This is a genomic window from Cupriavidus sp. CER-90 (assembly GCF_057652055.1).
On record NZ_JBYGYM010000002.1, the window covers coordinates 2,672,705 to 2,689,814 of the forward strand.

Sequence of the window (17,110 nt, forward strand, 5' to 3'; positions counted from 1 at the left end):
ATTCCACTGCCTTTTACCACTGCAAATACTGGTCGGAGCGATAGGATTCGAACCTACGACCCTCTGATCCCAAATCAGATGCGCTACCAGGCTGCGCTACGCTCCGGAGCCGGCGATTCTATCGCGACACGTGCGGCCAGGTCAAATGTGGCGTGCGAAGGATTGCAACGCGCGGAAGTGGCGGGCACGTACCCCGCTTCAGGCGGGATCGTATTTGGCTTGACTTGATGCGTCGCGCTGACATAATCCGCACACCGCATCGGTCCGACCCGGCGCTTCACGCCTGGCAATGCTGTGCCCACCCGGACCTGGTCCCACTATCACAACTATGGCACGCCAGCCCCGCTAGCGACGCGGACGCGCTGCGCCGTGCCTGATCCATACTTCGCCCGCGATGCCCCGCATCGACGTGACGCGGAGGTGCCGGACTTTGCGGAAACAAAACAGGACGGCTGCTCGCAGGCCGCAAACAGAAGGCAAGTCCGGTGCCATGCGGGGCACCGGCGATGTCTTTGTGAACGGGAATGAAGATGTTTCAGTCGCAGGTGGTAGTGCTGATCGCGGCCTTGTTCGTGCTGCAGATGGCGATCGTCTGTGCCGTATTGCGGCGCTCCGCCGGTATGGAGCGCAGCGGGCTCACTTCGTGGGCGATCGGCGATCTGGTTGTGACCCTGGCCGCGGTATTGCTGGCCGCCCATGGCTACCGTCCCGAATGGCCGCTGGCCGCCTTGCCCGAGCTGGCCCTGACGGCCGGGCTGTCGATGATGGTCCACGGCACGCGTCATTTTGTCGGCAAGCCGGGGCGGGCCCTTGTGCTGGCCGCGCTGAACCTGCCCGGCGCCATCGTGTTCGGGTTGCATGCGGCCGGCGGACTGATGGGCGGCGCGCCCGGCCCGCTGTCGGCCGGGATGCTGGTGTCGCCCTCTGTCGTGGCAGGGCTGATGCTCGCCTCGTCGTTGATCCAGATGCTGCTGTTGCTGGAAATGATCCGCGTGGTCGTGCCGCGTTTGCCCGCGAAGCGCGGCACGGGTCGCCTGGCCATCCTGTCGCTGACCCTCGTGGCACTGGCCTGCACCGTGTTTGCAGGCGCGCAGGCATGGGCGCCGTTGTCGACGCTGGTCGACGGGCACCCGCTGGCCACGCCGGACGAGCGCGACAACATCACCCTCTGCTTTGTGTTCGGCGTGGTGGGGCTGTCGGTCAGCTTCGCGCTGATGGCGCATGACCGTCTGCGGCGCATCATCGAACGCCGCGCGCGCCATGACGACCTGACCGACGTGCTGTCGCGCGGCGCATTCTGGGAAGAGCTGGAACTCGAATGCAAGCGGGCCGAGCGCCAGCGCACCGCGTTCACCGTGGCCTTCATCGACCTCGATCATTTCAAGGCCATCAACGACCTCTACGGGCATCTGGCGGGCGACAGCGTCCTGCGCCATTTTGCGGGCCTCCTGCGCAAGGCCGCGCCGGCGCGGGCCGTGCTGGGGCGGCTGGGCGGCGAGGAATTCGCGATCGTCATGCCCGACACCACGCTGGAAACCGGCCGCGCCATCAGCGTCCGGCTGAGCGCGATGGTGCGTTCGGCGCCATGCCCGTCGGAGCCCGATGCCATTGCCTATACGGTCAGCATCGGCATGGCCGAGCGCCAGGCCGGCGAGAACGCCGACGCGGTCATGCGGCGCGCCGATCGTGCGCTCTACGATGCCAAGCAGATGGGCCGCAACTGCGTGTCCTCGCACGACACGGGCGAGGGTGTCGGCATGCCGCGCCGGCCGCGCGTGCGCGAGCGCGAGTCGGCCTGAGTTCGGCATCCCTATCGCTGTTTCGCCAGCCTTGGCCTGGGCCGACTTCAGTTTCGTCGAAATCTGATTCAAGGCCCGGCTCGCCGATGCTATAGATGCGCAGGTCACTGCAACGCGCCTTGCGCCAACATCCATGGACATCATCCGGCCGGAACACGCTGCCCAGCAGACCAGGCAGATTCACCAGAACATTCCCGGCGCGACGTCGATCTCGATCCTGCGCCGCGTGCATGATTCCCGCTATGCCACGCGGTACTTCGTCGGCAATGGCCTCGACATAGGCGGCGGCATCGATTCCATCGCGCTGTTCGGCGACATGTTCCCGGCGATGAAGCATGTCTTCGTCTTCGACATGCAGCATGGCGACGCCCAGTACCTGGAACGGGTGGAGGACGAATCGTTCGACTTCGTCTATTCGTCGCACTGCCTCGAGCATATGGTCGATCCGGCGGTGGCCATCCGGCACTGGATACGGGTCGTGAAGCCGGGAGGGCACCTGGTGATCCAGGTGCCGGACGAAGACCTGTACGAGCAGGGGCACTGGCCCTCGCGGTTCAACAACGATCACAAGCACACGTTCACGATGTTCAAGGCGCAGTCGTGGTCGCCGGTGTCCATCAATGTCATCGACTTTGTCCGGTCCGTATGCGACCAGGTATCGCCAATCTCGATGTTTCGCGTCGACATCGGCGTGCGGCAAAGCCTGCTGAACCGCGATTTCGATCAGACGCGCACACCTACCGCGGAGTGTGCCATCGAGTTCATCCTGCAGAAGCATCCCAGGTAGGCGGGCGCGTTCCCCTTGCGCAACTGGTGCGGTAGAATGCACGCCTTGCCGCAACGGCAAGGCCGTCCCAGGCCCAGACAGCCACGGCCATCCGCCCTTAGCTCAGTTGGATAGAGCACTCGCCTTCTAAGCGAGCGGTCAGAGGTTCGAATCCTCTAGGGCGGGCCAGTCAAATCAAGGGTTTGCGGGCGTGTGCCCGATGGGCGCGCGCACGGTCTACCACCGGCGGGCAATTTGCGGGCAATTCTGGCAGGCGGAAAGCGGGGTAGGGTGGGCGGCAGCGGCAGCCGGGCGGGCAGGCGTTCCGAACCAGTCCCACCGCGCCCAAAGAGGTTCCTTCAGTATAGGCGATCGCCGTCGCTGGCTGGGCCCGCTATGCTTTCTCGCCGGACGTGGCCATGGCCTGCCGGCTCCAGAGACGACTTGCGACCCTTAGCGGTCTTCCATGGGTTCAGTTGTTCGGCGCAACTGTGGTCGACTTCAAATCGGCCAGTTCCGCATCTACTGCCGCCAGCAGTTTCTCCAGATTCCTGGGGATAGGCTCATCGATATATGCCTGTGCAACCTGAAATGGATCGAGCATAGGCAGGTCGTTGCCGAGGCCGGTGAATCGTCCAACAACATAGCGGCCAAAATACCGTGATTCCGGGACCTCGTTCACGTACCAGCAGCCGCCATACTTCTGGACAAAATACTCACCAATGAAGTAGCTCATCCGGGTAAGAAGCCATAGCCGGTCTTCGGCGTTCGTAACCGTCATGGACCGCAGAGCGTTGCCCAGTATCGCAGCAACGCTGCTTACCACAATCAGCTCATAGCGAAAGCTGTTGGACGTGAATACGATAGAGGACGAAGCAAGCTGGCCTTTACTGATCAGAAACTTGGAATGCTGCGGCGAAATAGGACTTTGACTTTCGAAGAAGGTCCGAAAGCTAGAATCTAGATCAGAAGGTGTATGCCACGGAAAGTACGAGCGGGACCGATCTTGTCGTCGTATTGGCCGGCAATGACACGCACGGTGCCGGCACCGTCGGGCAACGCTTCCACCGGAATATCGAGACGGCTGATCGCCTGGTAACCGGCAGCCGTCATCTTGTGGCGTGCGGGCAAATTGACCCACAACTGCACCATCTCCAGCGAGCCGCCGCTTCGCGTGAACGCTTCCGAGTGAAACTCTTCATGCAGGATCCCCGCGCCCGCGGTCATCCACTGCACGTCACCCGGGCCGATGACGCCGCCCTTGCCCGTCGAGTCGCGATGCGCGACCTCGCCCTTGTAGACGATGGTTACGGTCTCGAAGCCGCGATGCGGGTGCACGCCCACGCCACGCGGTCGTGTACTCGGCGTGAAGTCAGCCGGGCCAGCGAAGTCGAGCAGTAGGAACGGACTGAGCTGGTTGCCGTGTGCGTGATGGGAAAGCAGCGAGCGCACCGGAAAGCCGTCACCTACCCAGTGGGGACGCGGTGCGCTGTAGACGCCGAGGACTCTCTTCATGGCGATAACTTCCATTTGGTTGCGACGATGTCGTCGCGATGGAGAGAGCATAGGATTGGAACTCCGGGGGCAGTAGAGTGCTAAATTGATCGTCACAGTCCTATTTGGTGAACGATGGACGCTATTGGTGAGTGACGTGCAAGACCTAAATGACCTCTATTTCTACGTCCAGGCGGTGGAGCATGGCGGTTTCGCGCCGGCCGGGCGGGCCCTCGGCATGCCCAAATCCCGGCTGAGCCGGCGCATCGCGATACTGGAGGAGCGGCTTGGCGTGCGGCTGATCCAGCGCTCGACGCGCCGCTTCAGCATGACCGAGATTGGCCGCACCTATTACGAACATTGCAAGGCGATGCTGATGGAGGCCGAGGCCGCGCAAGAGGCAGTCGAACTCACGCGCGCCGAGCCGCGCGGCACGGTCAGAGTGACATGTCCGGTGGCGCTGCTACACGCGCACGTCGGCGACATAGTTGCCAGCTTCATGACGTCTCACCCCCAGGTGGCCGTGCATCTGGAAGCGACCAACCGGCGCGTTGATCCTGTGGGGGATGCCGTAGACGTTTCCATCCGCGTGAGGCCGCCGCCGTTGCAGGACAGCGATCTCGTGATCCGCGTGCTGGCGGAACGCAGACAATGCCTTGTTGCCAGCGCCGGGCTGGTTGCCGCGCATGGCAGCGTGCCTCTCGCGCCCGCCGAGCTTGCCGATCTGCCGAGTCTTGCGCTGGGGGCGCCCCAGGCCGAATACTCGTGGACACTGTTCGGCCCTGAAGGTGCGCAGGTGGTGCTGCACCATCGTCCGCGCTTCGTGACAGGCGACATGATTGCATTGCGAAGCGCGGCAATGGCTGGTGTAGGGATCTGCCAGTTGCCGGTGATGATGGTGCGTGAACAGTTGAACACGGGATCTCTGGTGCGATTGCTGCCCGACTGGGCGCCGCGCGCCGAGCTGCTTCACGCCGTGTTTCCGTCCAGGCGAGGTGTCTTGCCTGCCGTACGCGCGTTGATCGAGTATTTGGCAGCGAGATTCGGAGAAATGGAAGAGGAGTAGGCCGGGACGTGCATCAGTAACCGTTAATGCGGCCGTCGCTGATCTACTGGCAGATGCGACGGCGGAAGAGCAAATCATCGCTACACTATGGCAACGGTTGCGCGACTGGTAATTACATGCCTGAATATGCGGTGGTTTCTTACGCCGCTCAACGATGACGGCTCTGCGGGCGAGCCGCTTCCCTTTGACGACGCGGATTCTGCGCTGGCTTTCGCTAACGCTCACTATCCAGAATTGCCCGTGGCGCAAGCGCGGAAGAAGCGAGGCAGTAGACTTGCAAAGCCGCCCCGCATCTTGTTGCATGTGCCTCGGGAGTGATCGAGCTGAGTGCCAGGTCGATAACTGCCCCTGCAAGGTGTCGAGTCTAGAAGGCGGGACTCGGCAGTTGTCCGCCGATGCCGGGGCATTTGGCGTTCTCGGTGAGCGACTTGCCTAGATCTTCTCAGCGGCTATGGGTGTGCAAAGGCGCTTTCCCGAGCCACACCGGTCTCTTACCCTGCCATCTTGGAGGGTCCGCTCATGGCCCGGTGGCTGCCCGCGGTCACGGTGGATGCTGCAATCCGCGACTTGGACGTTGACGGCCTGTCTCAGCCCCCGCCCTACCCGGGAGTGCTAGGGCGGCTCCATAGACAACTTCCGACCCATAGCGGGCCATCGATTCGCCAAGTTGAACGACGACACAGAGTCCAACTTCGTAAGTCGCAATCGATCAGGGGAAGCGGCGGCGTATGAGAGTAGCCCGGTCGCCTAGCTTGGACGATCGAGTGATCACGGATGACGCTAGCTTGCATATGAAAGTCGCCGGTTGGGTTTATTTGCAAATACTAAAGCACGCGCCAATTCGCCGGCGATTCGGTGAGCGGGCGACAACGTCAGTAGCGGTCAGCCGGGTCATATCACCCTATGTCGCTTCCTGGCCGGACTCGGCCTACCGGCTGGCCGCTCGTCAGGACCAGCCGACTCTGACCGACCCACAGCGGAAGTAGCCGATTCGAAGTCCGCCGACGTAAAGCTGCCATCCCAGCATGTACGCCACACGGGTCACCTTCCCCCACGTGCGAGTGGTCGACTACGCGTCACCACCGCTCGCGGTGAAAGACCGAAGCGTATCCTCTCGGGGCAGTTCTGAGGGCGCATCACCCGCAAGTCCGTAGACTTCGATGCCACTTAGCAAACCGCCGCTCTCATAAATGAAGATCCCTGCTGGCGCATCGTCCGGGCCAAAGAGGAAGTCTCCGAGAACATGCACCCCCGGCGGGGCAGGCTGATTGCCCTTGATCTGAAAATTGATGCTTGCGCAACCGCACGGGCAGCGCCACGGAGTGACTTCCGCCGCCGCGAGTTGTTCAAGAAACTCTCGCGCCTCAGTTTCGCCGTGTTCCAGCATCCAGCGAGCGAGCGACATCTCGGAAGCCAACAGCGGACGGTTTACTTGGAGAGGATTCATGGTTTGAGTATTCGAACGGATGCAAGCCAGTTTAGCAAGATGATCTCGCCATGGCGCGGCAACAGTTTGCCGACCGTGAGCTGGCTATTCCCCGCCATCTTATCGACGAGAATTCGGCAGAAGTCGCGATTGATGAAAACGCGTATCTTGGCCATGTCTGATCCCCAAGTCATTTGCCACGTCGGCCCTTTCAACATAGGGCAATGGGCAATCTGAGGGCAAAATCCGCGCGGGACCGGTCAGGATTTCGGCGGATCAGGCTGGAATCAACCGCCGCCGCAATCACCGCCAGTCCCCAGAACTATTGGGATTCTGCGCAAAGCGCGGAGTGCAGCGGACCATGACAGACAGATGTCCCATTGCCTTACAAGAAACTGCTCTTTCCTTCTAAGCGAGCGGTCAGAGGTTCGAATCCTCTAGGGCGGGCCACTGATTCGATTCATACCAGTGCTGTGAGCGATTGACCACGCCAACTACAAACAGCATCATGGGCACTTCGATCAGCACGCCGACGACGGTGGCCAGCGCCGCCCCGGACTGGAATCCGAACAGGCTGATGGCGGTGGCCACGGCCAGCTCGAAGAAGTTGCTCGCGCCGATCAGCGCCGATGGGCCCGCCACGCAATGGGCCACGCCGAGCTTGCGGTTCAGCAGGTAGGCCAGGCCGGCGTTCAGCAAGACCTGAATCAGGATCGGTACGGCCAGCAACACGATGATCAGCGGCTGCTCGACGATGGCATTTCCCTGGAATCCAAAGAGCAGCACCAGCGTCGCGAGCAGGGCGGTGATCGAGCAGGGACCGAGCGCGCCAACGACGCGCCTGTAGGTGGCGTCGCCCCGTGTCAGCAATGCCTTGCGGATGGCCTGTGCGATCAGCACCGGCACCACAATGTAGAGCGCGACCGACGTGATGAGCGTGTCCCACGGCACCGTAATCGACGACAGACCCAGCAGCAGCGCGACAACAGGCGCGAAGGCCACGACCATGATCGCGTCGTTGAGCGCCACTTGCGACAGGGTGAAGTACGGGTCGCCTTTGCAGAGCTGAGACCAGACAAACACCATCGCCGTGCAAGGCGCCGCCGCCAGCAGGATCAGGCCGGCGATGTAGCTGTCGAGTTGATTCACTGGCAGCCAGCCAGCGAACAGGTGACGCACGAAGATCCAGCCCAGCAGCGCCATGGAGAACGGCTTGACCAGCCAGTTCACGAACAGCGTCACGCCGATGCCGCGCCAGTGTCCCGCTACCTGGCCCATGGCGCCAAAATCGATCTTGATCAGCATCGGGATGATCATGATCCAGATCAGCACGCCGACCGGCAGGTTCACCTGTGCGATCGCCATGTCGCCAATGGCCTGAAAGACCGGTGGCAACCATTGGCCAAGCAGGATGCCGGCCACAATGCAGAGCGCCACCCAGACGGTCAGGTAGCGTTCGAAGACGCCGATGGCGGTGGCTTGCGCGGCCCCTGCGGACCGTTGCGCTGTGTTCATTGCCCCGCCTCGGCAGGCGGCTCGCCGATGGCGCGCATCTCCTTCTGGATGGCGTGATGGTCCAGCACGTGCAGCGGCAGGTTCACGAACTGGCTGACGCGGGTCAGGATCTGTCGGAAGACCTGGTCAAAGACCTTGCGCTTCTCGTCGTCCGAGCCCTGGATGGCGGCCGGGTCCATAAAGCCCCAATGCGCCGTGATGGGCGTGCCCGGCCAGATCGGGCAGACCTCGCCCGCGGCCTGATCGCAGACGGTGATGACGAAATCCATCCGGGGTGCGTCGGGCAGGGCGAATTCGTCCCAGCTCTTGCTACGCAGGCCCGCGGTGTCATAGCCAATCGACTGGCACCGCTCGATGGCAAAGGGATTGACCGCGCCCGCCGGATGGCTGCCGGCGCTGTAGGCGTGAAAGCGTCCCTTGCCGAGCACGTTGAATAGTGCTTCGGCCATGACGCTGCGGGCGGAGTTACCGGTGCACAGCACCAGTACGTTGAAAGTCTTGTCGGGCATGGTGCTTGTTGGGCGGTTGAGCGACGTTCGGGCGAGCGCGTGCATCCTCGCCCGCTTTATGGGTCAGGTCTCAGTGGCGACGGAACAATAGGACACCGGCGAGCACGGATTGCCGCCACAGCAGTTTTCCGTGAGATAGCCGAGCAGGGCATTCATGGTCTCGAAGCGCGCCATGTAGATGATCGAGCGCCCCTCCTGGCGGCTGGCCAGCAGACCGGCGCGGTGCAGTTCCTTGAGGTGGAACGACAGCGAGGAGGCCGGCATCGCCATTTGCTCGGCAATGCGGCCAGCGTGCAGGCCGTCGGGTCCGGCCTGCACGAGCAGACGGAACACGGCCAGGCGGATGGCGTGGGCCAGCGCAGAAAGGGCTTCGAGAGCGTTGTCGGTTTCCATGATTCGAATATAGTCGAATCATGGAAATGTCGCAACTCCGGCCATTCCGGCCACCGTACTTCTGTGACAAGGACCAACCGAGCGCCGGCCTGCTAGGAAAGGTAGCCGGCCGCGCCATCCCACAGCAGTTTGATGGCCGTGATGACCAGCAGTCCGTAGCAGGCCCGGTACATCTGGCGCTGATCGAGCCGCGCATGCAGGCGCCAGCCCAGCCAGACACCGGCTGGAACGGCGAGCAGGCAGATTGCCATCAACGTCCAGACGGCGCCAACCGGCCTTGCCAGCGCCAGCCACGGCACTGCCTTGAGGACGTTGCCCACCGTAAAGAACATGCTGGTGGTTCCCGCGTAGACCTGCTTGCTCAGGCCCAGCGGCAGCAGGTAGATCGCCAGCGGCGGCCCGCCGGAGTGGGCAACCATGGTGGTGATCCCCGACGTCAGGCCCGCCGCCAGGGCCTTGGGCGAGGAGCGGGGCTGCACTGCGACATCGCCGCCCCGCAACAGCCATAGCCCGACGAAACTCAACGTGACCACGGCCATGACGATGGAGATGGCGCGATGGTCCAGTACCTTGAACAGGAAGTAGCCGACCCCGATGCCTGCCACCAGCCCGGGCACCAGCAACAGCAGGTCGGGCCGCGACCACGTCGATGGCTTCCAGTAGCGCAGGCTGAACAGATCCATCGCAACAAACAGCGGCGCCAGCAGGCCGCCGGCCGAGACGGGGTCCATCACCAGCGACAACAGCGGAATGCCGACGATGGCAAATCCTCCACCAAAAGCGCCCTTCATGAAGCAGATCAGAAAAACCCCGGCAAAGGTCACGAGGATGGTGGTGGTATTGAGTTCCATGATGGCTTCGGCATTGAGGCGGGTCGTCTGGCGATCATCGTAGGGTGGCTACCCAATACAATCAAATCATTGTCATGGATACAATTTCCGTACCCCGCCGAAAGCTGCCCAGGGCTGCCCATGGCTGCCAGGGCTGCCCAGAGCGCCCATGATATGATTCGCGCGCGAACTAAATCGATCAACGCTGCCGGGCCCAGCATGAAACATCGTCTTGTGTATCTCCTGAACGTTGGACAGCGACGGCTGCAACGCTGGTCGCAGGCGCGTGCCGCCCGCGGTGGCGTCACGGCCGCGCAATCGGGGCTGCTGTTCTTTCTGGGGACGCACAACGGCGCGCTGATGAGCGAAGCCGCGGCCGCGCTGGACCTGGGCGCGCCCGGAATGAGCGGTCTGGCCGACCGCACGGAAAGAGCGGGGCTGATCGAACGCCGCGCGGACGAGATGGACGGCCGCGCATCGCGGCTGTGGCTCACGGAGGCCGGGCGCGCCGCGCGGCAGCGTGCCAAGGCGGGCATGACGGACCTCAACGCCAGGCTGACGGAGGGCTTTACCGAAGCCGAGATCGATGTGGTGGCGCGGTGGCTGACCAGCCTGCAGACCAAGTTTCCAGTCCCCGGCGATGCGCGCGACGAGCGCGAGGAGCGCGAGGAGCGCGGAGAGGGCCGCGACTAGGCGGCGCCTGGTCTGGTCCGCGGCTGGGCAGCACGATGCAGCCTAGTGCTGGCTGATTTTCGAGAAGTCCGGCTTGCGCTTTTCGGCAAAGGCGGCGAATGCTTCGCGGGCTTCCGCGCTCGTCAGCCGCTCCTGGAACTTCGCGCTCTCGGTATCCATCTGCGTCACCAGCATCGCGGCCTGGCGCATCAGGGCTTTCGTGGCGCTCAGCGACCCGGCAGGCTTGGCGGCAATGCGGTCTGCGATCTGCCGTGCCTGGGTGCGGAGCTGGTCATTGGCGCACACCTTGTTGGCGATGCCCCAGGCCAGCGCGGTCTGCGCGTCGAGCGGATCGCCCATGGCAAACATCTCGAAGGCCCTCGCGTGGCCGATGCGCAGCGGCAGCAGATAGCTGGAGGCCGCTTCGGGCACCAGGGCAAGGTTGACGAACGGCGTGATCAGCTGCGCGTCCTGTGCCAGCAGCACGTAGTCGCAATGCAGCAGCATTGTGGTGCCCACACCCACCGCCTTGCCATGAACGGCGGCAACGATGGGCACGGTCGCCTTCGCCAGCGCATGCAGAAAGCGGTGGACATGCCGTTCGCTGGGGCCCTTGCCCACGGCGATCGCCGCGAACTCGCCCACATCGTTCCCCGAAGTGAACATGTCGCCATCCCCTTGTACCAGCACCACACGCACGTTTCCGTCGTGCTCGGCGCCCTCGATGGCGTCGGCCAGGGTGCCGTACATCTCGTTGGTCAGGGCGTTCTTCTTGTCCGGCCGGGCAAGCGTGATGGTCAGTACGCCATGGGTCAGGTCCACTTGAATGGCCGCGGTCATGCTGGTCTCCGTTGGTTTAAGTTCGCATGCGAAGTATATAGATGATTCGTATGCGAAGTAAACCATTGGAGATGCCATGCGACACGGGTCGCACGGCGGGTTGCCATCAGCGATCCGGGGCCATAATCAGGACATTTCCACCATTGTCATGCTTCCGCCCGCCATGCCTCGACACCGCTACAAGCAACTGGTCGACCAGTTCGCCGCAGACATCCAGGAAGGCCGGCTGCGTCCGGGCACGCGGTTGCCGACACACCGTGAGCTGGCCGCCCGCGAAGGCCTGGCGCTTGTCACGGCGACCCGCGTCTATGCGGAACTGCACGCCATGGGGCTCGTCAGCGGCGAGACCGGACGGGGCACGTTCGTCAAAGAAGTGCTTCCGCGTGGACACGGCATCGACCTCCAGCCATGGAGCGATGACACCGTCGACCTGAGCTTCAACAATCCGTCGATACCAGGCCAGGGCGACCTGCTCCGGACGGCGCTGCGCGAACTGGCCAGCACGGGCAATCTCGAGGCGTTGCTCAGATACCATCCGCATGGTGGCCGGATGCGTGACCGCGAGACGATGGCCCGGCATCTTGCCGGACGCGGATTGTCCGCGAGCGCGGACAACACGGTGCTGGTAAGCGGCGCACAGCACGGCCTGACGGTCACGGCGATGGCGTTGCTGGAACCCGGCGACGTGGTCGCGGTCGACGCGCTGACGTACCCGGGATTCAAGCTCACCGCAGAAGCCTGCCGGCTGGAACTGGTGGCGATTCCCGCAGGCGCCAAGGGGCCGGATCTGGACGCATTGGCGGGACTGTGCCGGCGGCGCCGGGTGCGCGCCGTGTACACAATGCCGACGCTGCACAATCCGCTTGGCTGGGTCATGAGCGCGCGCGGGCGGCGCGATCTGGTTGCCATCGCGCGGCGGCATGGTCTGATCCTGATCGAAGACGCTGCATACGCGTTCCTGGAAGCCGACGCGCCGCAGCCATTGGCCGCATTGGCGCCCGAATTGACCGTGTACGTATCGAGTCTCTCCAAGAGCGTGGCAACGGGGCTGCGTGTCGGCCCGGTCTGCGCGCCGCCAGCCTGGATTCCAAAGTTCGAGCGCACGATCCGCGCCACCACCTGGCATACGCCCACCACGATGACCGCGATTGCCTGCGGCTGGATCGAAGACGGGACGGTCGCGCGGCTGGAGGCGCAGAAGCGACATGACGCCGCCTTACGCCAGGGCGTCGTGACTGAAGTGCTCGGGCATCTGCACCCCGTCCGGCACCTAGCGTCCTATTTTGTCTGGCTGCCGCTGCCGGAAGACGCCCGTGCCGATGCCATTGCCAAGACGCTGCTGGCGCAGCGCATCTCCGTATCCACCGCGCTGGCCTACGCGGCTTCGAAACAGGTGCCGCACGCGATCCGGCTCGCACTGGGCTCCGTTCCCGTTGACATGCTGCGGCAGGCACTGCAGACCGTCGCCAGGGTCGTGGACGATCACGCGTACCGGTAGCCTTGTGCTGGCCGGGCGGGGCAGGGCGTCCGGCGCGGGCGCGCGGCTGGCATGGCCAGTGCTTGGCATGTTCCATCCCGAAACGGACGAACAAGGAGGACAAGCATGGCTGACAGAACGCTTGATGGCCTGAAAGTGGCCATTCTCGTGACCGACGGATTCGAGCAGGTGGAACTTGAGGAGCCGCGCAAGGCGTTGGACGCCGCAGGCGCCACGACCCTGGTCGTTTCGCCCAAGGACCGCGAGGTGAAAGGCTGGAAGTTCAAGGAATGGGGCGACGCAACGCCGGTGGACAGGCCATTGGCCCAGGCGCGCGCCGACGACTTCGACGCGCTGCTCTTGCCGGGTGGTGTGATCAACCCCGACGCGCTGCGCATGGATGCGTCTGCCGTGTCGTTCGTCAAGTCATTTGTCGATGCGGGCAAGCCTGTGGCCGCCATTTGCCATGGACCGTGGACGTTGATCGAGGCGGGCGCGGTCAAGGGACGCAGGATGACGTCGTGGCCGTCGCTGAAAACCGATCTGGTCAACGCCGGCGCCAACTGGGTCGACGAGCAGGCGGTGGTGGACGGCAACCTCGTCACCAGCCGAAACCCCGACGACATTCCGGCGTTCAGCCGGGCAGCCATCGAGATGTTCGCCGGCGCACGTCGTAAATAGTCCAAAAGGCGCGCCACGCGGCAACTCGGTCGATGCGCGCTGCGCATCGGCCATAAAGCAATGTGCGCCCGGATTGGCATGAAGCTTGCATAATCGATCATGCCAATCCACATAATAAGAAATGCGCCACCGTATGTCTTCTCGCCGTGCGCCGTCGTTGCGCTCGACAATGCCCGCGCTTGGGGTGCTTTCCGCAACGCTGGCCAGCATCCCGCCGACCGCACTGGCCGGCGGCCTTCAGCAAGCCCAGCACGTATTACCAGAGGTCGCCGTCCAGGCGGCACGATCCGACGGTGCAACATCGGACGCGGCCGTGTCCGCCAACCAGGGCTATGTCGGCCGCGACCAGCTTGCCAATCGCCCATTGCTGCGGCCCGGCGAACTGCTCGAAACCGTCCCGGGTCTGATCGTCACGCAGCACAGCGGCGATGGCAAAGCGAACCAGTATTTCCTGCGCGGCTTCAACCTTGACCACGGCACGGACCTTTCCACCACCGTGGCGGGCATGCCGGTCAACATGCGCACGAATGCCCATGGGCAGGGCTACACCGACCTGAATTTCGTGATTCCGGAACTGGTCAGCGGCATCGCCTACAAGAAGGGCACGTATTTCGCCGAAGAGGGCGACTTCTCTGCGGCGGGTGCGGTGCGGATGGACTACGTCTCGCAACTGCCTGCCGGTATCGCGCAGGTCGAGCTGGGCCAGCATGACTACCGCAGGGCCGTGCTGGCCAATTCGCATCAGGTGGGCCCGGGAACCGCGCTTTATGGTCTGGAGTGGCTGCAAGAGAATGGTCCGTGGGTGTTGCCCGAAGGCGTTCGCAAGCTCAACGGCGTGTTCCGCTACACGCTGCCGCTCAGCGCGGGGGAGCGCCTGAGCGTCACCGCCATGGGCTATCGCAATCGTTGGGATTCGACAGACCAGGTGCCGCAGCGCGCGATCAACGAGGGGCTTATCTCGCGCGTTGGGTATATCGATCCAACAGATGGCGGCTATGCGTCGCGCTACAGCCTGTCGGCGGATTGGCTCAGGCCGGTGCAGTCGGGCCTGTTCAAGGCAAACGCCTATGTCATCAAGAGCCGGCTCCAGCTTTTTTCCAACTTCACCTACGCGCTGGACAATCCGGAACGTGGCGACCAGTTTCAGCAATTCGAGAATCGTGTCACGGCGGGCGTCAACGCGTCGAGACTCTGGTTCGGCAAGCTGGGACAGCGCGATACCGAAACCGAGGTCGGTGTGCAGGTCCGCTATGACCGTCTGGACCCCATCACACTGGCCAATTCTGAAGCGCGACAGATCTACGAAACGGTACGGACCGACACCGTCAACGAAACCAGCGCCGCGCTCTACGTGCGCAACACGACGGAATGGCTGCCGTGGCTGCGCACCATCGCGGGCCTGCGCGCGGATCGGTTCTGGTATGGCGTATCGAGCGACAATCCCGCCAACTCAGGGCATGGCGCCGACCATATCGTCAGCCCGAAGTTCAGCGTCGTCATGTCGCCGGCCGACCAGACCGAAGTGTTCCTGAACTGGGGGCGCGGCTATCACAGCAACGATGTACGGGGCGCGACCACCACGATGGACCCGACCACCGGAGAGCCGACGCAGAAGGTCAGCGTGCTCGTGCCGGCAACGGGCTACGAGATCGGCGTCCGCACCCGGCGACTGGCGCCTGGCCTGCAATTGTCGGCGTCGCTCTGGCAACTCGATATCGGCTCCGAGCTCGTATTTTCCGGGGACAGCGGCACCACGGAACCAAGTCGGCCGAGCCGCCGCCGCGGGGTCGAGTTGGCGGGCTACTATGCGCCGCCAGACGGCGCGCTGGCCGGGCTGATTCTCGACGCGGATGCTGCCTTCTCGCGCGCGCGATTCCGGGATCACCAGGACATTGGTGACGACATCCCGGAGTCCATCCAGACGACGGCATCGGCGGGCGTCTCCTACAACACCGGCCGATGGTCGGTCGGTGCCAGGGCGCGCTACTTCGGTCCGCGTCCGCTCGTCGAGGACAACAGCGTGCGGTCCGCTTCCTCGTTCCTGGTGAATCTGAAGGTCGGCTATCGCGTACTCAAGGACGTGCGCATCTTTGCCGAAGTGCTCAATGTGCTGGGCAAGCGGGTCAACGACATCGACTACTACTACGCGTCGTTGCTGAAAGGCGAGACCGCCGCTTCAAACGCCGATGGCTCGCCCGCCGGCATCAACGACCACCATATCCATCCGGCCGAGCCGCGGACATTCCGGGTGGGCGTGCTCTGGAACTTCTGACCATCGGCAAGGGGCGGGGCTTCCGCTGGTACGACATTTGCACGCTGCTGGCTAGATAGGTTCCGACAGGGGAGGCGGCCGTGAACTCGTCAAACAGCGATGTGGATTATGCCGAACTGGGGCTGCAGGATATTCCTGACACGCGCCCCCTGGCCATTGTCACCGGGGCATCGACCGGCATCGGCTTTCACCTGGCGGATTGTTGCGCGGCCAGCGGCATGGATCTGATCGTCGTGGCCGACGAACCCGAGATTGCCGATGCGGCCGCCCGCCTGCGCGAACATGGCGCGGCGGTGGAGTCGCTGGTTGCCGATCTGTCCACGCGGGCAGGGGTGGACGAATTACTATCCAGCGTGCGCGGCCGGCGCATCGACGTGCTGTGTGCCAATGCCGGCAGGGGTCTGGGCCATGCCTTTGTCGACCAGGATTTTGCCGATATTGCGCGGGTGGTCGAAACGAACGTGGTGGGTACTTTGTACCTGCTGCATAGCGTTGCGCGGCATATGCGCGAGAACCGCGCCGGCCGCATCCTGATCACCGGATCGATTGCGGGCCTGATGCCGGGCACCTACCAGGCCGTCTACAACGGCACAAAGGCGTTTCTGGATTCGTTTGCCTTTGCGCTGCGCCACGAACTGGCCGATAGCCGCGTCAGCGTGACGTGCCTGATGCCTGGCGCCACGGAGACCGAATTTTTCCGCCGCGCCGACATGCTCGATACGCGCATGGGCGAGGCGAAGAAGGATGACCCGGCAGATGTGGCGCAGCAGGGATTCGAGGCCATGATGCGCGGCGAGGCCGAAGTCGTTACCGGCTGGCAGAACAAGCTCCGGGCGGCCATCGCATCGATCACCCCGTCAGATCTGCTGGCCGAACAGCATCGCAAGATGGCCGAGCCGCTCGACAAGGAGCGGAAGGCCGAAGGCGCGGTGCGCTGAACCCTTCCACAGGAGCCGAACCATGGCCGACAGCCAGTCGCAATCCGCTTCCGGTGCTTCCGGTGCTTCCGGTGCTTCCGGCAGCCCCGATCCGATCGAACTGCAAAAGGCGCTCAAGGGGCTGGACTATCCCGCCACACGGGGCGCGCTGATCTCTGCGGCGCGCGACAACCGGGCGGACGACCGCATCATCAACGCGCTGATGCGCCTACCGGAACAGAACTACGAAAGCCCCGCCAAAGTGTCCGAAGCGGTGGCCGCTCACCGGGACGACCCTGCACGTTGAGCATCGCGGCGAGGCGGGCGGCCGTCTTTATCGCCGCTTGGCGCATGGCGTCCACGGCATGCCGGACCGCGTTGTGCATTGCACCGGGCCGCTCCCGAATGCACCGTACGGGGCGGGCGTCACAAAAAGGCGGACGCATTTCTTGC

At 63.7% G+C, this 17,110-nt stretch carries 17 protein-coding genes, 2 tRNA genes and 1 pseudogene; 10 read left to right on the forward strand and 10 right to left on the reverse strand.

The features are described 5' to 3' along the window. Positions 1–29: 29 nt before the first annotated feature. A tRNA-Pro gene (locus AC24R4_RS22885) sits at positions 30–106 on the reverse strand. Between the two features lie 424 nt (positions 107–530). Here AC24R4_RS22885 and AC24R4_RS22890 point away from each other — a divergent pair. The 3 genes from AC24R4_RS22890 to AC24R4_RS22900 all read left to right on the forward strand — a co-directional run bounded on the left by AC24R4_RS22890 (position 531) and on the right by AC24R4_RS22900 (position 2,754). Continuing rightward, the gene (locus tag AC24R4_RS22890) at positions 531–1,799 is read left to right on the forward strand and encodes a GGDEF domain-containing protein (protein WP_487523976.1); all 1,269 of its coding nucleotides are present in this window, start codon (positions 531–533) and stop codon (positions 1,797–1,799) included. 133 nt (positions 1,800–1,932) lie between these two features. After that, positions 1,933–2,586: a class I SAM-dependent methyltransferase gene (locus tag AC24R4_RS22895; RefSeq protein ID WP_487523649.1), complete on the forward strand. Its 654-nt coding sequence runs from the start codon at positions 1,933–1,935 to the stop codon at positions 2,584–2,586. Between the two features lie 91 nt (positions 2,587–2,677). Beyond that, positions 2,678–2,754, forward strand: a tRNA-Arg gene (locus AC24R4_RS22900). A 283-nt stretch (positions 2,755–3,037) separates the two neighbouring features. Here the strand turns inward: AC24R4_RS22900 and AC24R4_RS22905 are convergent. Both AC24R4_RS22905 and AC24R4_RS22910 read right to left on the reverse strand, forming a co-directional pair. Beyond that, complete coding sequence (locus tag AC24R4_RS22905; RefSeq protein WP_487523650.1) at positions 3,038–3,301, reverse strand: hypothetical protein; 264 nt, start codon at positions 3,299–3,301, stop codon at positions 3,038–3,040. A 233-nt stretch (positions 3,302–3,534) separates the two neighbouring features. Beyond that, a pseudogene (locus AC24R4_RS22910) lies at positions 3,535–4,080 on the reverse strand (pirin family protein); the annotation flags it as partial. A 136-nt stretch (positions 4,081–4,216) separates the two neighbouring features. Between AC24R4_RS22910 and AC24R4_RS22915 the strand changes: the two are divergent. Further along, complete coding sequence (locus AC24R4_RS22915; protein WP_487523977.1) at positions 4,217–5,125, forward strand: LysR family transcriptional regulator; 909 nt, start codon at positions 4,217–4,219, stop codon at positions 5,123–5,125. A gap of 1,069 nt (positions 5,126–6,194) precedes the next feature. Here the strand turns inward: AC24R4_RS22915 and AC24R4_RS22920 are convergent. From AC24R4_RS22920 to AC24R4_RS22945, 6 genes are all read right to left on the reverse strand, one after another. Continuing rightward, positions 6,195–6,572: a hypothetical protein gene (locus AC24R4_RS22920; RefSeq protein ID WP_487523651.1), complete on the reverse strand. Its 378-nt coding sequence runs from the start codon at positions 6,570–6,572 to the stop codon at positions 6,195–6,197. Beyond that, complete coding sequence (locus tag AC24R4_RS22925; protein ID WP_487523652.1) at positions 6,569–6,727, reverse strand: hypothetical protein; 159 nt, start codon at positions 6,725–6,727, stop codon at positions 6,569–6,571. The genes AC24R4_RS22920 and AC24R4_RS22925 overlap by 4 nt, the downstream gene beginning before the upstream one ends. 244 nt (positions 6,728–6,971) lie before the next feature. Then, positions 6,972–8,066, reverse strand: coding sequence for an ACR3 family arsenite efflux transporter (gene arsB / locus AC24R4_RS22930; protein ID WP_400397238.1), 1,095 nt, complete (start codon positions 8,064–8,066; stop codon positions 6,972–6,974). After that, on the reverse strand, positions 8,063–8,575 hold the full coding sequence (locus AC24R4_RS22935) for an arsenate reductase ArsC (protein WP_487523653.1): 513 nt from the start codon (positions 8,573–8,575) through the stop codon (positions 8,063–8,065). Before AC24R4_RS22935 ends, arsB begins: the two co-directional genes overlap by 4 nt. Positions 8,576–8,638: 63 nt before the next feature. Then, positions 8,639–8,968 (reverse strand): ArsR/SmtB family transcription factor, encoded by a 330-nt coding sequence (locus tag AC24R4_RS22940; protein ID WP_487523654.1) that lies wholly within the window; start codon positions 8,966–8,968, stop codon positions 8,639–8,641. Between the two features lie 92 nt (positions 8,969–9,060). Further along, positions 9,061–9,819 (reverse strand): sulfite exporter TauE/SafE family protein, encoded by a 759-nt coding sequence (locus tag AC24R4_RS22945; RefSeq protein WP_487523655.1) that lies wholly within the window; start codon positions 9,817–9,819, stop codon positions 9,061–9,063. A gap of 198 nt (positions 9,820–10,017) precedes the next feature. Here AC24R4_RS22945 and AC24R4_RS22950 point away from each other — a divergent pair, with 198 nt between their 5' ends. After that, the gene (locus tag AC24R4_RS22950; RefSeq protein ID WP_487523656.1) at positions 10,018–10,491 is read left to right on the forward strand and encodes a MarR family winged helix-turn-helix transcriptional regulator; all 474 of its coding nucleotides are present in this window, start codon (positions 10,018–10,020) and stop codon (positions 10,489–10,491) included. Between the two features lie 42 nt (positions 10,492–10,533). Here the strand turns inward: AC24R4_RS22950 and AC24R4_RS22955 are convergent, their stop codons facing one another. Continuing rightward, positions 10,534–11,310: an enoyl-CoA hydratase gene (locus AC24R4_RS22955; protein WP_487523657.1), complete on the reverse strand. Its 777-nt coding sequence runs from the start codon at positions 11,308–11,310 to the stop codon at positions 10,534–10,536. A 163-nt stretch (positions 11,311–11,473) separates the two neighbouring features. On the opposite strand from AC24R4_RS22955, the gene AC24R4_RS22960 reads away from it, so the two are divergent. The 5 genes from AC24R4_RS22960 to AC24R4_RS22980 all read left to right on the forward strand — a co-directional run bounded on the left by AC24R4_RS22960 (position 11,474) and on the right by AC24R4_RS22980 (position 16,964). Further along, positions 11,474–12,808 (forward strand): aminotransferase-like domain-containing protein, encoded by a 1,335-nt coding sequence (locus tag AC24R4_RS22960; protein WP_487523978.1) that lies wholly within the window; start codon positions 11,474–11,476, stop codon positions 12,806–12,808. 105 nt (positions 12,809–12,913) lie between these two features. After that, complete coding sequence (locus tag AC24R4_RS22965) at positions 12,914–13,468, forward strand: type 1 glutamine amidotransferase domain-containing protein (RefSeq protein ID WP_487523658.1); 555 nt, start codon at positions 12,914–12,916, stop codon at positions 13,466–13,468. Positions 13,469–13,637: 169 nt separating this feature from the next. After that, the gene (locus AC24R4_RS22970) at positions 13,638–15,740 is read left to right on the forward strand and encodes a TonB-dependent receptor (RefSeq protein WP_487523979.1); all 2,103 of its coding nucleotides are present in this window, start codon (positions 13,638–13,640) and stop codon (positions 15,738–15,740) included. A gap of 80 nt (positions 15,741–15,820) precedes the next feature. Then, entirely contained in the window at positions 15,821–16,678 is an 858-nt protein-coding gene (locus AC24R4_RS22975; RefSeq protein ID WP_487523659.1) for an SDR family NAD(P)-dependent oxidoreductase, read from the forward strand. A 22-nt stretch (positions 16,679–16,700) separates the two neighbouring features. Continuing rightward, positions 16,701–16,964 (forward strand): DUF2795 domain-containing protein, encoded by a 264-nt coding sequence (locus AC24R4_RS22980; RefSeq protein ID WP_487523660.1) that lies wholly within the window; start codon positions 16,701–16,703, stop codon positions 16,962–16,964. Positions 16,965–17,110: the final 146 nt, after the last annotated feature.